The following is a 14,855-nucleotide window of genomic DNA, read 5'->3' as shown; positions in this document are numbered from 1 at the left end:
CGCGCCGCGGCAGGGTCGCGGCGCCGCTTCCGCGCGATGGTGGAACGCGCGCAAAAAAAGAGGCCGTGTGTGAACACGGCCTCAGTTGATCACTGTGCACGTGGCCCCATCGACCACAACTTCTGTTTAGTGTTTTTTTTCGCCTCTTGCATCCCCTTTTTGCCCATCCCCCGGCAATTTCTCTCGAATTTCCCAATTGCCAGCGCAACCCATAGGGTGTTTTCCGGAGGCGCGGAGAGGTCTGGCGCGCGGCATCGCGCCGCGCATGTACGGCTTGCCGCAGCTGTCGGTGAGCCTTATTTGCGCCCTTGCGGGTCTTGATGGTATTGAGCCCGCTCGTTCGGTCGCCAGAGTGCGACGCCGCAAGCCCGGGATCCTGTCCGTGTATCAACGCCCCGAAACGCCGCTTCTCGACACCGTGACAACCCCCGAGGACCTGCGCCGTCTTCAGGAGAAGGACCTGCGCCAGCTCGCCGACGAGCTGCGCGCGGAGGTGATCGACGCGGTCTCGGTCACGGGCGGCCATCTGGGCGCGGGGCTCGGCGTGGTCGAGCTGACGACGGCCATCCACTATGTCTTCGACACGCCGCGCGATCGCCTGATCTGGGACGTCGGCCATCAGTGCTATCCGCACAAGATCCTGACCGGCCGGCGCGACCGCATCCGCACGCTGCGCCAGGGCGGCGGCCTGTCCGGGTTCACCAAGCGTGCCGAGAGCGAGTACGACCCCTTCGGCGCGGCCCATTCGTCGACCTCGATCTCCGCCGGCCTCGGCATGGCGGTCGCCCGCGATCTGGACGAGGGCGACAACAACGTCATCGCCGTGATCGGCGACGGTGCCATGTCCGCCGGCATGGCCTATGAGGCAATGAACAACGCCGGCGCGCAGCATTCGCGCCTGGTGGTCATCCTCAACGACAACGACATGTCGATTGCCCCGCCGGTTGGTGCGATGAGCGCCTATCTGGCCCGCCTCGTGTCGGGCCGGGCCTATATGACCATTCGCGACGTGGCCAAGCAGCTTGCCAAGGTTCTCCCCCGCCAGCTCCAGCAGAAGGCGGCGCGGGCGGAGGAATACGCACGCGGCTTCTGGACCGGCGGCACCATGTTCGAGGAGCTCGGCTTCTACTACGTGGGGCCGGTCGACGGGCACAATCTCGATCATCTTCTGCCGGTGCTGAAGAACGTGCGCGACACCCACCAGGGGCCGGTGCTGATCCATGTGGTGACGCGCAAGGGCAAGGGCTACGCGCCGGCCGAATCCTCGGCCGACAAGTATCACGGTGTTGCCCGTTTCGACGTCGTCACCGGCAAGCAGGCCAAGCCCAAGGCCAATGCGCCGAGCTACACGCGGGTCTTCGCCGAGAGCCTGATCGAGGAAGCACGCCACGACGAGCGCATAGTCGGCATCACCGCCGCCATGCCCGATGGCACCGGCCTCGATCTCTTCGGCCAGGCATTCCCAAAGCGGGTGTTCGATGTCGGTATCGCCGAACAGCACGCGGTGACCTTCGCCGCCGGCATGGCGTCGGAAGGCTACAAGCCGTTCTGTGCCATCTATTCGACCTTCCTCCAGCGCGGCTACGACCAGGTCGTCCACGACGTGGCGATCCAGGGGCTGCCGGTGCGCTTTCCCATCGACCGCGCCGGCCTTGTCGGTGCCGACGGTCCGACCCACGCGGGAAGCTTCGACACGGCCTATCTCGCCTGCCTTCCCGGCTTCGTGGTGATGGCGGCGGCTGACGAGGCCGAGCTGCGCCACATGGTGGCGACGGCGGCGGCCTATGACGAGGGGCCGATTTCCTTCCGCTATCCGCGTGGCGAGGGCGTCGGCATGGAACTGCCGACGCGCGGCGAGGTGCTGGCCATCGGCCGGGGGCGGGTGCTGCGCGAGGGCTCCAAGGTGGCGCTCCTGTCGTTCGGCGCGCGGTTGAAGGAATGCCTGGCGGCCGCCGACGAACTCGACGCCGCCGGTCTGTCGACCACCGTCGCCGATGCGCGATTCGCCAAGCCGCTCGACGAGGATCTCATCCTGCGCCTTGCCCGCGAGCACGAGGTTCTCGTCCTCGTGGAGGATGGATCGGCGGGTGGCTTCGCCGCCCACGCGCTTCAGCTTCTGGCGACGCGCGGTGCGCTCGACGCCGGGCTCAAGGTGCGCCCGGTCTGTCTGCCGGATCTGTTCATCGACCACGACAAGCCCGAGGTCATGTATGCACAGGCCGGGCTCGATGCGCGCGGTATCCTGACCACGGTCTTTACCGCGCTGGGCAAGGACGCGGGCGCCTCTGTCCTGCGGGCGTGAGGCGGCCGCAAACCGACGCAGTGCTGACATGAGCCGCTCGTAAAAGGGCGGGACTTGCGCCGGCTCCGCCACCGGGTCCTGCCTTTTCCAGGGCCGTTGCGCCCGGGCAGGAAACGTCATGTTCTGCAAGTGAACAATCCCGCGCGCGAAAGGACCGCCGCCCCATGGCTCAGGCACTGGCCCCCGTCACGGCCCTTCTGATCGCGATCACGCTGCTGGTTTTCGGCCACGGCCTGCAGAACACGCTGCTGCCGCTGGCCGGTGACAGGGCCGGCTTTTCCGAGCTTGCCGTTGGTCTGGTTTCCTCCAGCTTCTACTTCGGTCTGGTGCTCGGCTGCCTCGGCGCGCCCTATGTAATCATGCGCGCCGGCCACATCCGCGCCTTCGCAGCGCTGGTGTCGCTGATGTCGGCGGCCGCGATCCTGCATCCGGTCTTCGTCGATCCGCTGGCCTGGACCGCTATTCGCATCATCGCCGGCTTCTGCCTCGCCGGCTTCTACATGATCGTCGAGAGCTGGCTGAACGAACAGGCCAGCAACGAGAACCGCGGCACGATCATGTCGATCTACATTCTGCTGGTCTACGGCGCGATGACGGTCGGCCAGATGTCGCTGACGCAGATGGACATCACCACCTTCGTGCCCTTCGTCATCGCCTCCGTCGCCGTCAGCCTCGCGGTGATCCCGGTGTCGCTGACGACGGCCAACCAGCCCGCGCCGATCACCGTTGTCCGGTTTCGCCCGGTCAAGCTCTACCGCACGTCGCCGACGGCGCTGATCGCGGTCCTGCTCATCGGCATCACCCAGGGCGGACTTGGCATGATGGCCCCGCTCTACGCCATCCAGATCGGCATGACCACCAATGAAGCGGCCTTCTTCTCCGCCGCGATCATCGGCGCCGGCGCGCTGGCGCAGTGGCCGATAGGCCGCATTTCCGACAGGCTCGACCGACGCTATGTGCTGCTCGGCCTGTCGGTTGCCTCGGTGATCGTCGGCGTCGTCTTCATCGGCGTTCCGATCACCTCCTTCGCGGTCGCCCTGCCGCTGGCGATGCTGGCCGGCGTCGCCGTGCAGCCGGCCTATGCCATCGCCGCCTCGCACGCCTTCGACCACGCCGAGCGCGACGATTATGTCGAGACCTCGTCCGGCATGAACCTGGCCTTCGGCATCGGCTCCTCGATCGGCCCGCTCGCCGCCGCTTTCCTGATGCAGGCGGTCGGCCCCTGGGGCCTCTTTCTGCAGACGGCGCTGATCCAGGCCGTGATGGGCGTCTACATCCTCTCGCGCCTGTTCCAGCGTGCCGCGCCGACGACGGAGGAGAAGACGGACTTCGACTACGCCGCAACCGCTCAGGTCGGTACCGTGCTCTCGCCCGAACCACTCGATCTGGAGGATCCGCAGGTCATCTCGCCGGGAGAATTCCCGGCCTATGACTACGATACCCCCGAGGACGAGCCGGCGGTGCAGGAGGAGACCTATCAGACCGCCGAAGCCGATGCGGATGGCGTCGCCGACGAGGCTCCGCAGACGCGCGAGGGCGGCGAACCGACAGGCGAGGACGAGGCGACCGGTTCGCGCCCGTTGGACAAGGATGCGCCGGATGCGCCAGGCGAGCGCAAGCCCTGAGAAGGTCCGCGCGCTGCCCGCGACAAATCTGCACTCGACGTCGGCAAGGGGCTGGGGCATTGTCCCGGCCATGAACAGATCCGCGACATGTCTCGGCGCCGTCCGGCGCGAGCGGCTGCCCCTGGCGCTTTTCGCCATGCTGGTGCTGCTTGTGCAGGTTGTCGCCGCGCCGATGGCGGCCTATGCCGCCCCGGCGGCGGATCGGGGAACCGCGATCATCTGTCTCGGAGGCGGCGGCTTTGCCGTGGGCGAGGCGGGCGGCGGCGCGCAGGATCCAGCCGGCCACGCGCCGGGAGGATGCGTTTGCGGCCCCGTGTGCCTGCATGTCCTGACATGCGGCAGCGGCATCATCGGTGCGGTGCCGATGAATTTCGTCGCGGTCGAACACGCAGAGCCGGCGGCCGAGCCCCGCCTGGCGCGTACCGCGCCCGCCTTTCCCCCGGACGAGGCCCATCTGACGGCCCGGGCAATCCGCGGCCCTCCGGTTTCGGCAAGGACCTGCGTGCCGGCATAACGCCGCCGCAGGGTTGCCCCGCAAGGGGCCTTCCGCCGGGTGGCGCCATGACGCGCACCCGCGAATCCCGTCGAAACACCGGAATACTCACATGACCAATTGCATCGCTTTCACCCGCGCCCTTCTTCGTCCGCTGGCGCGTGTCGCCGCGCCTGCGCTGCTGGCTGCTACACTTGCCACGGGCGGGGCCTTCGCTCATGACAGCAAGACTGTCGGCGACATCACCGTGTCGGGCGCCTGGACCCGCGCCACGCCGCCACGCGCCAAGGCTGGCGGAGCCTTCCTCAAGATCGAGAACGCCGGCAGCACCGACGACCGGCTCGTATCGGCGTCGGCGCCCGTTTCCGCGCGCACCGAGATCCACGAGATGGCCGTCACGGACGGCATCATGACCATGCGCGAGATGAAGGACGGCATTGTCGTTCCCGCCGGCGCGACCGTCGAGCTCAAGCCCGGCGGCTACCACGTCATGTTCCTGGACCTGACGCAGCCGATGAAGCAGGACGAAAACGTGCCGGTGACGCTGACCTTCGAGAAGGCCGGCGAGGTCACGCTCAACTTCAAGGTCGAGCGCATCGGCGCCAAGGGCCCCGAACACGGCGAGGCCGCGCATGGCGGTTCGCAGGAAAAGGGTGCCATGGATCATGGCAGCATGGATCATGGCACGATGGACCACAGCAACATGGGCCACGGCAAGATGGACCATGGCACGATGAGCGGCGGCTCCAACAACTGAGGAACGCATGTCCACGATCAAGATCATTCGCTATGTGGCATGGGCGGCGGTTGCCGTCATGCTTGGCGTCATCGCCTACGTCTTCTTCGCGCCGCGGCTCGGATGGGTCGACGTGGACCAGAACCTGGGGATCGCCGCCATCGGCGGTCCCTTCACCCTGGTCGACGCGCGAACCGGGAAGACGGTGACGGAAGCCGATTTCAAGGGCAAGCCGGCGGCCTTTTTCTTCGGCTTCACCTTCTGCCCGGACGTCTGCCCGACGACGCTGGCCGAAACGCAGACCTGGCTGGAGAAGCTCGGTCCCGACGCCGACAAGATCAACTTCGCCTTTGTCACCGTCGATCCCGAGCGCGACACCGCCGAGGTGATGCGCGACTATGTCGCCGCGTTCGACACGCGCATTCATCCACTCACCGGAACGCGCCCGCAGATCGACGAGATGCTGAAAACCTACCGGGTGTTCGCACGCAAGGTGCCGCTCGACGACGGCGATTACACCATGGACCATTCGGCGGCCGTCTACCTGATGAAGCCGGACAATACCTTCTTCGGCACCATCGCCTATGAGGAGGCACCCGAAAACGCCATGGCCAAACTGCGCCGCCTGATCGATACTAAGGGCTGAAACGACCGGAACGGACGGCGGGGACAGTGATGAACGGCGAAGACATGCGCGACACGGCCCTTGCGGGCGCGGCAACGGAGGGAGGCGAGACCGACAGCCTGCTGTTGCCGTTCGCGCTGGTCTTTGCGCTCGGGCTCGTCCTCGCCTCCGGCCTCTGGTGGGTCTATGGCGAAAGCATCTATGTCGACCGGCTGCTGACCGGCATTGTCAACTGTTTCTGAGGGGCGGACCGGTGGCGGAAAGCGAACGTCTCGACCAGCATCTGGTCGCCCTCGGACATTTCGAGAGCCGCGCGCGCGCCCGCGACGCGGTGCTGCGCGGGGCGGTCACCGTCGACGGCCGGGCCGCGACCAAGCCGGCGCAGAAGGTGGGAAAGGGTGCTGTGATCGGCATCGACGATCCGGCCGCTGCCTATGTTTCGCGTGCCGCGCTCAAGCTCAAGGCCGGGCTCGAGCGTTTCGCCATCGATGTGTCGGGGCAAGTGGCACTCGACCTCGGGGCTTCGACTGGCGGCTTCACGCAGGTGCTGCTGGAATGCGGGGCGCTGCGCGTTCACGCCATCGACGTTGGCCACGACCAGCTTCACGAAAGTCTCGACCGCGACCCGCGGGTGCTGCGTCGCGACGGGCTCAATGCCCGCGCGCTGACAGTCGAGGATCTTGCCGGCGAACGCCCTGGCATCGTCGTTTCCGACATGAGTTTCATCTCGCTGCGCCTGGCGCTGCCGCCGGCGCTCGACCTTGCAGCCCCCGGGGCGAGCGGGATCTTTCTGGTCAAGCCGCAGTTCGAGGCGGGCCGTGCGGCGATCGGCAAGAAGGGGATCGTCGATCCCGAGACCGGCGAGCGGGTTGCCCGCGAGCTTGCCGATTGGCTGGCGGAACGCGCCGGCTGGCGCGTGCTCGGCCTCGATCCCTCGCCGATCCTCGGCGGCGACGGCAACAGCGAGTGGCTTCTCGGCGCCGTGAAGGACGGCTAGGGGGCGTCCCGCCCACAGGCGCGGCGCGGTCAAGCCGCTTGCCTTTGGCGCGCAGGCAGGCTACCGCGCCTGCCATGACCAAGCGAGATCCCATGACCAGCCAAGCCACCCTCACCATCGACGCCCTGGCGCACAAGGGCGAGGGCCGCGCCGACACCGCCGACGGCCCGGTGCATGTGCCCTACGCCCTGCCGGGCGAGACAGTCCGCGTCGAGCTGGAGGCGGGCAACGCTTCGGGCGGGCGAGGGCGGCTCCTTGAGGTGGTCTCTCCGTCGCCGCTGCGCGTTGCGCCGGTCTGCCGCCATTTTGGAACCTGCGGCGGCTGCGTTCTCCAGCACATGGACATGCCGGCGTTGCTCGACTGGAAGCGGACGCTGGTGGTTTCAGCGCTCGCCGCGCGCGGGCTCGGCGATCTCGAGCCGCTGGTGGAACCAACCGTCGATGCGGGAGGCGATGGCCGGCGGCGCGCGGTGCTGGCGGCGACGCGGGCCGGGCAGAAGATCCTGCTCGGCTTTCATGAGCGCGCCAGCCATCGGCTGGTCGACCTTGTCGAATGTCCGGTGCTCGTTCCCGAGATCGTCCGCCTGCTGCCTCTGTTGAAGAAGCTGGCCGGCCTTGCCATGCCGCGCAAGGGGGAGGTCGGGCTCTCGGTGCTTGCCACCGCCGACGGCGCGGATCTGGCGATGACCAGCCAGGCGAAGCTTGCGCCGCGCGCCATCGCCGAACTGATCGAGACGGCGATGAGCGGCGGCATCTCGCGCCTGGCGTTCAACGGCGAGGTGCTGGTCGAGACCCGCGCGCCGGCGCTTGACATGGGCGGCGTCTCGCTGGTGCCCCCGCCCGGCGGCTTCGTGCAGGCGACCCGGGCGGGCGAGGACGCGCTTGTCGCCCGCGTGTTGCAGGGCGTCGGCGACGCCCGCAAGGTCGCCGACTTCTTCGCCGGCGCCGGCACTTTCGCGCTCCGCCTTGCCCGCAAGGCGAAAGTGCATGCGGTGGAGAGCGACCGGGCGAGCCTTGCCGCGCTCGACCGCGCCCGTCGTTCGGCCGGCGGCGCCCTGCGCGAGATCGTCTGCGAGCGCCGCGACCTGATGCGAAACCCGCTCACCGCAGGCGACCTCGATGATTTCGGCGAAGGCATGGAGGCGGTTGTGTTCGATCCGCCGCGCGCCGGCGCCGAGGCCCAGGCCCGCGAGATCGCCCGTTCGAAGGTGAAGCGCGTCGTGGCCGTTTCCTGCAATCCCGCGACGCTTGCCCGCGACCTGCGCCATCTCGTCGACGGCGGCTATCGGGTGCTGTCGGTGCTGCCGGTGGACCAGTTCCGCTTCTCGCCCCATATTGAGGCGGTGGCGGTGCTCGCGCGCGACTGATCCACCGCTGTCGCGCGGAGCGTGCCGCCTTCGCAAGACGGGGATGTCGCCATGGCCGAGGCAAGTCTGTCCGCAGCTGCTCGCATCTGGTCGCGTCGCGCGCGGTATGCGGCGCGGCAGGGGAGCCGGGTTGCCTGGTTCGCTGCTCACGGGGAACTCGCGCAGGCGATTTCGCGGCGGGTTTCGCGTGCCCATGCGCGCGACAACGGCACGGACCGGCTGGCGGATGATGGCCGCCCGGCCTCCGCTCCGGCTGGGCCGGCGCGTGAACGGCCCGATCTGCCCCGGATCCTCGGTCAGATTGCCGAGCTGTTTCGACGTGATCTCGCCAATATCGAGGCGGGGCTCTATCCGATGCCGGCAGGGGAATTCGGATCGCCGCTGGCTTTCGCCGACCTGAGCCGGCGGTTCCTCGCCGATGTACCGGCCGTTGCCCGCCGCCGGGCGACCGGCAATGCGCAGGAGGTGTTCGAGGCAACGCGCGACGCGCCGCAGGGGCTTCCGCGCTACTACCGGCAGAACTTTCACTTCCAGACCGATGGCTGGCTCTCGGGCGAGAGCGCACGCATCTACGATTTCCAGGTGGAGGTGCTGTTCAAGGGAGCGACGGCGGCGATGCGGCGGCAGGCGCTGGTGCCGCTGGCGCGGATCGTGCGGGCCAGGGACCAGCGGCACCTGGCCTATGCCGATATCGCCTGTGGCACCGGCGGGCTGTTGGCGCCGGCGCTGGCGTCGTTTCCAAGGCTTTCCGGGATCGGTGTCGACCTGTCCGCGCCCTATCTCGCCGAGGCGCGGTCGCGACTGCCCTCACGCATGCGTCGACGCGCCGGCTTCGTCTGCGCGCCGGCCGAGGCGCTTCCCTTTGCCACCGGGAGCCTCGACGTGGTGAGCGCGGTCTATCTCTTCCACGAGTTGCCGCCGAAGGTGCGGGCTCTGGTGGCGCTGGAGTTCGCCCGGGTTCTGAAGCCGGGAGGTCAGCTGATCTTTGCCGACAGTTTGCAGACGGGCGACCTGCCGGAGAACGACGGGCTGCTCGGGCTGTTTCCCGACCTCTTCCACGAACCCTACTACCACAGCTATCTGAGCGAGGATCTCGATGCGCTCCTTGCCGCCGGCGGCCTCAGGCGCACGCGCCTCGACACCGCATTCCTGACGCGGATCGCGGTTTACGAGAAGACGGTCGGGGCCTGAGGGGAAGGCGGGACGGTGACGGCCGGGGCCGCCGTCAGTCGACGTCGAGAGGTGCGGTGCCGGCGGCGCTGCCGTCCTCGGCGAGCTGGATCTTCTCGACCTTCGCCTCCGCCGCCTTCAGCAGCTTGTCGCAATGGCGGCGCAGCGCATCGCCGCGCGAATAGAGCTCGATGCTCTCCTCGAGCGGAACGTCGCCGCGCTCGAGCCGGCCGACGATGACCTCAAGTTCGCGCAGGGCCGCCTCGAAGGGCATGGCATCGATGGCCGGATCGGCGGGCGCTTCGCTGGTCAAGGGATCGGTCTCCGGGTTGCGTTGGCCGCGATCCTATAAGTCGCGCCCGCGCGCGGCAAGACGGTGTGCGCCCTTGTGGACAGGCGAGACACGGTGGCGCGAACGCGGTCTGATCAGGACTTCATCAGCGTCATGACGTGGGCGGCTGTCGAGCGGGCGAGCCCCTCGAGATCGTAGCCCCCCTCCAGCAGCGACACGACCCGGCCGTCGCAATGGCGGTCGGCGATTTCCATCAGCTTCAGCGTTGCCCAGGCGAAATCGGCCTCCACAAGACAGAGCCCGCCGAGCGGATCGCGGACATGGGCATCGAAGCCGGCGGAGATGATCACCAGATCCGGAGAGAAGGCCTCGAGCCGTGGCAGGATTGCGATGTCCATTGCCTCGCGGAAGGCTTCGCCTCCGTCGCCGGCGGCAAGCGGCGCGTTGACGATCGTGTCGGCCTCGCCGCGTTCGTTCGCCGCGCCCGAGCCCGGATAGAGCGGCATCTGGTGGGTGGAGCAATACATCACCGTCGGATCGCGCCAGAAGATGTCCTGCGTGCCATTGCCGTGATGAACGTCGAAATCCATGATCGCGACGCGCTCCGCGCCATGCACGGCCTGTGCGTGGCGGGCGGCGACGGCGGCATTGTTGAAGAAGCAAAAGCCCATGGCCCGCGTCAGCTCGGCATGGTGGCCGGGGGGGCGCGAGGCGCTGAAGGCATTGGCGACCCGGGCGGTCATCACCTCGTCGACAGCCCGGCAGGCGCCGCCGACGCCGCGCAGCGCCGCCTCCCAGGTGCCGGGCGACATGGTGGTATCTGCATCGACGCGCACCAGACCCTCGCCGGGGGCGGAGCGCTCGATCATGTCAACATAGGCGGCCGGGTGGGCGCGCAGGATGGCGTCGCGCTCGCCAAGCGGAGCGAGATCGCGCTCCAGCACCTGAAAGCGCTCGTGCTCCAGGATCCTGTCGATGGCGCGAATGCGGTCGGGACGTTCGGGGTGCCCGACCGGTGTCAGGTGATCGAGATAGGCGCCATGGTGCAGGTAAAGGGTGCTCAAGACAGGATCCTTGAAGAAACGCAGCAACATATGAGGCGAAACATCAGCCAATGTGGACGTTGGCGGAACGGCCTGTCAATGAGCGAGATCAACAAGGGGAGGGGCGGGTTTCGGGAGGCGCGGCCTGGTCAAAAGAAAGCCGGGACCGCGTGAAGGCAGGTCCCGGTGAAGGTGCGGGCACGAGCGTGCCCGTAGGGGAGGTCCGCAGCATTGTCAAATAATGCAATTCTTATGGTAGTTGATTCGCCGGATAAATTAAAGATACTTCATTTGATATTTTATTTAATGAATAAAGTTTCAGTATTTACGTAGAGGCATATTGATATTGGATTTGAATTTCCATCAGTATTTTGGGAGCTCGCATTTGCGGCAAGCGGGCGGGTGTTGCCTAGCGGGGCGCGGCGGCGCGGCGCAGACGGTCGTTGATTGCCTCGCCGAGCCCCTCGGAGGGGATCGGCATGGCGGCAATGACAGAGGCGCCGGAGGCGTCGAGCCGCCGGAGGGCGGTGAAGAGGCGCGCCGCCGCTTCGACCGTGTCGCCGCGCTCGCTCAGGTTCTCGATGGCCGGGGCGCCGGCGCTTCCCTCGGGCAGGTCAGGGCCGAAGGCAAGCAGCGCCTCTCCCGCGCGCAGGTCCCGCGCGTCCAGCCGCATGCGCGCGCCGGGCGCGTAGTGGGAGGTGAGAAGGCCCGGGGAAAGCGGCGCCTCCGGGTCCGTGGGCGTCGCCAGCGGCGGCCCGGCGAGCGGTGCGCCGAGCACCGCCTCGAGATCGGCGCGGGCAATGCCGCCGGGCCTGAGCAGGCGTGCGGTGTCATCGATGAGCGACACGATGGTCGATTCCACGCCGACGGGCGTCGGCCCCGCGTCGATGAGCAGAGCCAGCGCATCGCCGAGGTCGCCTGCCACCGCATCAGCGGTGGTGCCGCTGATGCGCCCGGAACGGTTGGCGCTCGGGGCGGCGATCGGCCGTTGGCTTGCCTCGGCGAGATCGCGCATGATCGCGGCCGACGGCACCCGCAGGGCAAGCGTCGGCAGGCCGGAGGTCGCGAGATCGCAGACGCTGCTGTCCGCCCGCTTCGGCACGACGAGCGTGAGCGGCCCGGGCCAGAACGCCTCGGCCAACGCACGCGCGCGCGCGTCGAAAAGGCCGTGCCGTTCCGCTGCGGCAAGGGATTCGACGTGTGAAATCAGCGGATTGAAACTGGGGCGTCCCTTCGCCGCATAGATTCCGGCACAGGCTTCGGGGCTCGACGCGTCGGCCGCCAGCCCGTAAACAGTTTCCGTCGGAACGGCGACGAGTCTGCCGGCGACGATGTTCGCGACAGCGGCGGCGAATTCCGGGGTGCCCCGCCAGTCGCGGTGGTTCGGGTCGATCGTCCAGCGTCGCATGTGGCTTCGTTCCGTTCCTGAAATAGGGGGCTGCGCCCGCGCACCTGAGGCATGCGGCGCAGTGCTCCGTCCGTCGAAAGATCACCGGTTGACGTTTACGTCAATGCGGACCATCCTCGCCGCCGACCCCGTTGCGGGCCGGTTCTGCGGCGTCCTTCGCCGTTCGTCAAGCCGGCGGCGCCATTCCGTCAGGGAGACAGATATGTACCGTGCCCCCGTTCAGGAGATTGCCTTCACGCTCAAGCACGTGGCCGGGCTTTCCGACGTGCTTGCCGAGGAGGCGCATGCCGAGATCGGCGAGGACCTCGTCGCGGCGATCCTGGAAGAAGCGGGGCGTTTCGCGTCCGAGCAGATCGCGCCGCTCAACGAGGTCGGCGACCGCGTCGGTGCCAAATGCACGAATGGCGAGGTGACCATGCCGCCGGGCTGGCGCGAGGCCTATCGCGCCTGGGCCGAGGGTGGCTGGAACTCGCTGATCGCCGCGCCTGAGTTCGGTGGCCAGGGCCTGCCGATGATGCTGCAGGCAGCGGCATTCGAGATGTGGAATTCCGGATCCATGGCGTTTGCCATCGGCCCGACGCTGACCGTCGGTGCCATCGAGGCGCTGGAGAAGCACGCAACGCCCGAGCTTCAGAAAACCTATCTGCCCAAGCTCGTCTCTGGCGAGTGGATGGGCACCATGAACCTGACAGAACCGCAGGCGGGGTCCGATCTCAACGCGCTGCGGGCGCGCGCCGAACGCGCCGACGACGGCACCTACCGCATCTTCGGCCAGAAGATCTTCATCACCTACGGCGAGCATGATTTTACCGACAACATCGTTCACCTGGTGCTGGCCCGCCTGCCCGATGCACCGGCCGGAACGCGGGGCATCTCGCTGTTCGTCGTGCCCAAGTTCCTGGTCAACGGCGACGGCTCGCTCGGCGCGCGCAACGATGTGCGCTGCGCCGGCATCGAGCACAAGCTCGGCATCCACGCCTCTCCGACCTGCACCATGGTCTATGGCGACGAGGGCGGCGCCATCGGCTGGCTCGTGGGCGAGGAGAACCGCGGCCTGGCCTGCATGTTCACGATGATGAACAACGCCCGCCTCGCGGTCGGCATCCAGGGGCTCGGCGTTGCCGAACGCGCCACCCAGCAGGCGCTGGCCTATGCGCTCGACCGCCGGCAGGGCCGCGCCGCCGGCCGCAAGGACGAGGGCATGAGCCCGATCGCCGCCCATCCCGACATCCGCCGCACGCTGCTTTCCATGCAGTCCTGGACGCAGGTCGCCCGTGCCATCTGTTTCGCCAATGCGCAGGCCATCGACATGGCCAATCTTTCTGGCGAGGCGGATACGAAGACGCATTGGAGCGAGCGGGCGGCAATGCTCACCCCGATCGCCAAGGCGTTGTCCACCGACATTGGCGTCGAGGTTGCTTCCCTCGGCGTGCAGGTTCACGGCGGCATGGGATACGTCGAGGAAACGGGGGCAGCCCGTCATTTGCGCGACGCGCGGATCGCCCCGATCTACGAGGGCACCAACGGCATCCAGGCCATCGATCTGGTTGCCCGCAAGCTGCCGCTTTCCGGCGGTGACCATATCCGCGGGCTCATCAGCGAATTGGCCACCGTCGGGGCCTCGGCCCGCGACAGCGGCGTGGCGGAGCTTTCCGAGGCGGCCGACCGGCTCGACAGGGCGCTGTTCAATCTTGGCGAGGCTTCCACCTGGCTGCTCGAGGCGCTGGCCGACGGACGCCAGCAGACGGCGCTCGCCGGCGCGACGCCGTTCCTGCGGCTGATGGGCATCGCGCTTGGCGGCGGCCTGCTGCTGAAGGGCGCGGTCGCCAGCCTTGGCGACAATTCCGAGGCTGCGCGCCATCGGATCCTGCTGGCGCGTTATTTCGCGGCAGCGCACCTGCCGGAGACGGCGAGCCTGCGCGAGCAGATCGAGAGCGCGGCCGACGCCGTGCTGTCCTTCGAGCCGGCGGCCTGAGGCGGACGCCGGCCGCGACAGGGAGGGGGACGGCATGATCGACATCGAGCGTCAGGGGCGGGTGCAGGTCATCCGCATGAACCGGCCGGCGAAGAAGAACGCGCTGACCGGGGATATGTATACGGCCATGGCCGAAGCGCTGGAGGCGGGAAACGCCGACCCTGGGGTCGGCGTGCATCTGGTCTGCGGCGTTGCCGGCAGCTTCACCGCCGGCAACGACATCGCCGACTTTCTCGCCTATGCCTCGAATGGCGGCATGGAGAATGCGCCTGTGGTGCGGTTCCTGCGCGCGCTCGTGGGGTGCGATGTGCCGATGGTGGCGGCTGTCGACGGGCTGGCCATCGGCGTCGGCACGACCATGCTGTTTCATTGCGACATGGTGTTCGCGAGCCCGCGCGCGCTGTTCAAGACGCCCTTCATCGACCTCGGGCTGGTCCCGGAAGCCGGCTCCAGCCTGCTGGCGCCGGCCTTGATGGGCCACGCGCGGGCTTTCGAGCTTCTCTGTCTCGGCGAAAGCTTCGACCCGGTCAGGGCGAAGGCGGCCGGCTTCGTCAGTCATATCGTGGCGGAAGACGAGCTCGAGGCGCGGGCGATGGCAACCGCACGGGCCATCGCCGCCAAGCCGGCCGAGGCGATGCGCCTGTCGCGCGAGCTGCTGCTGGGCGACCGCGCCGCGCTTGCCGTGCGCGTCGAGCAGGAGATCGCCGCGTTCACCGAACGGCTTTCCTCGTCCGAGGCGCGCGCCGCCTTCACCGCCTTCATGGACCGGGCGCGCCCGGCGGACTGATCCGCCTGGCCAAGGACCCGCTCGTCATCGCATCT

At 68.0% G+C, this 14,855-nt stretch carries 14 protein-coding genes; 11 read left to right on the top strand and 3 right to left on the bottom strand.

Annotated features, from left to right (window positions below; all coding sequences use genetic code 11):
- Positions 1 to 382 precede the first annotated feature (382 nt).
- The 9 genes from dxs to ACSLUQ_RS11010 all read left to right on the top strand — a co-directional run bounded on the left by dxs (position 383) and on the right by ACSLUQ_RS11010 (position 9,336).
- Positions 383 to 2,302, top strand: a complete 1,920-nt coding sequence (gene dxs / locus ACSLUQ_RS11050) for a 1-deoxy-D-xylulose-5-phosphate synthase (protein ID WP_417772479.1) — start codon at positions 383 to 385, stop codon at positions 2,300 to 2,302.
- A gap of 164 nt (positions 2,303 to 2,466) precedes the next feature.
- On the top strand, positions 2,467 to 3,927 hold the full coding sequence (locus ACSLUQ_RS11045; protein WP_417772480.1) for an MFS transporter: 1,461 nt from the start codon (positions 2,467 to 2,469) through the stop codon (positions 3,925 to 3,927).
- A gap of 70 nt (positions 3,928 to 3,997) precedes the next feature.
- Positions 3,998 to 4,441: a hypothetical protein gene (locus ACSLUQ_RS11040; RefSeq protein WP_461808563.1), complete on the top strand. Its 444-nt coding sequence runs from the start codon at positions 3,998 to 4,000 to the stop codon at positions 4,439 to 4,441.
- A gap of 91 nt (positions 4,442 to 4,532) precedes the next feature.
- Positions 4,533 to 5,177, top strand: coding sequence for a copper chaperone PCu(A)C (locus ACSLUQ_RS11035; RefSeq protein ID WP_417772482.1), 645 nt, complete (start codon positions 4,533 to 4,535; stop codon positions 5,175 to 5,177).
- A gap of 7 nt (positions 5,178 to 5,184) precedes the next feature.
- Positions 5,185 to 5,802: an SCO family protein gene (locus ACSLUQ_RS11030; RefSeq protein WP_417772483.1), complete on the top strand. Its 618-nt coding sequence runs from the start codon at positions 5,185 to 5,187 to the stop codon at positions 5,800 to 5,802.
- A 29-nt stretch (positions 5,803 to 5,831) separates the two neighbouring features.
- Positions 5,832 to 6,023, top strand: coding sequence for a hypothetical protein (locus tag ACSLUQ_RS11025; protein WP_461808562.1), 192 nt, complete (start codon positions 5,832 to 5,834; stop codon positions 6,021 to 6,023).
- A gap of 11 nt (positions 6,024 to 6,034) precedes the next feature.
- Positions 6,035 to 6,778, top strand: a complete 744-nt coding sequence (locus tag ACSLUQ_RS11020; RefSeq protein ID WP_461808561.1) for a TlyA family RNA methyltransferase — start codon at positions 6,035 to 6,037, stop codon at positions 6,776 to 6,778.
- Between the two features lie 92 nt (positions 6,779 to 6,870).
- Positions 6,871 to 8,145: a class I SAM-dependent RNA methyltransferase gene (locus ACSLUQ_RS11015; RefSeq protein WP_461808560.1), complete on the top strand. Its 1,275-nt coding sequence runs from the start codon at positions 6,871 to 6,873 to the stop codon at positions 8,143 to 8,145.
- Between the two features lie 51 nt (positions 8,146 to 8,196).
- Complete coding sequence (locus ACSLUQ_RS11010; protein WP_461808559.1) at positions 8,197 to 9,336, top strand: class I SAM-dependent methyltransferase; 1,140 nt, start codon at positions 8,197 to 8,199, stop codon at positions 9,334 to 9,336.
- 34 nt (positions 9,337 to 9,370) lie between these two features.
- Here the strand turns inward: ACSLUQ_RS11010 and ACSLUQ_RS11005 are convergent, their stop codons facing one another.
- The 3 genes from ACSLUQ_RS11005 to ACSLUQ_RS10995 form a co-directional block, all read right to left on the bottom strand.
- Positions 9,371 to 9,628 carry an exodeoxyribonuclease VII small subunit gene (locus ACSLUQ_RS11005; RefSeq protein ID WP_417772488.1) on the bottom strand — a complete coding sequence of 86 codons (258 nt, stop codon included), beginning with the start codon at positions 9,626 to 9,628 and terminating at the stop codon, positions 9,371 to 9,373.
- Between the two features lie 113 nt (positions 9,629 to 9,741).
- Positions 9,742 to 10,671 carry a histone deacetylase family protein gene (locus ACSLUQ_RS11000; RefSeq protein ID WP_461808558.1) on the bottom strand — a complete coding sequence of 310 codons (930 nt, stop codon included), beginning with the start codon at positions 10,669 to 10,671 and terminating at the stop codon, positions 9,742 to 9,744.
- 388 nt (positions 10,672 to 11,059) lie between these two features.
- Positions 11,060 to 12,058 (bottom strand): L-threonylcarbamoyladenylate synthase, encoded by a 999-nt coding sequence (locus tag ACSLUQ_RS10995; RefSeq protein ID WP_461808557.1) that lies wholly within the window; start codon positions 12,056 to 12,058, stop codon positions 11,060 to 11,062.
- A 202-nt stretch (positions 12,059 to 12,260) separates the two neighbouring features.
- Here ACSLUQ_RS10995 and ACSLUQ_RS10990 point away from each other — a divergent pair, with 202 nt between their 5' ends.
- Both ACSLUQ_RS10990 and ACSLUQ_RS10985 read left to right on the top strand, forming a co-directional pair.
- A complete protein-coding gene (locus ACSLUQ_RS10990) occupies positions 12,261 to 14,033 on the top strand; it encodes an acyl-CoA dehydrogenase (protein WP_461808556.1) in 1,773 nt (590 codons plus the stop codon).
- A gap of 34 nt (positions 14,034 to 14,067) precedes the next feature.
- The gene (locus ACSLUQ_RS10985; protein ID WP_461808555.1) at positions 14,068 to 14,820 is read left to right on the top strand and encodes a crotonase/enoyl-CoA hydratase family protein; all 753 of its coding nucleotides are present in this window, start codon (positions 14,068 to 14,070) and stop codon (positions 14,818 to 14,820) included.
- The last annotated feature ends 35 nt before the right edge of the window (positions 14,821 to 14,855 follow it).

This window comes from Stappia sp. ICDLI1TA098 (genome assembly GCF_054880955.1).
The sequence above is the reverse complement of the archived record's forward strand: the minus strand, read 5'-3'. Positions and strand labels throughout refer to the sequence as shown.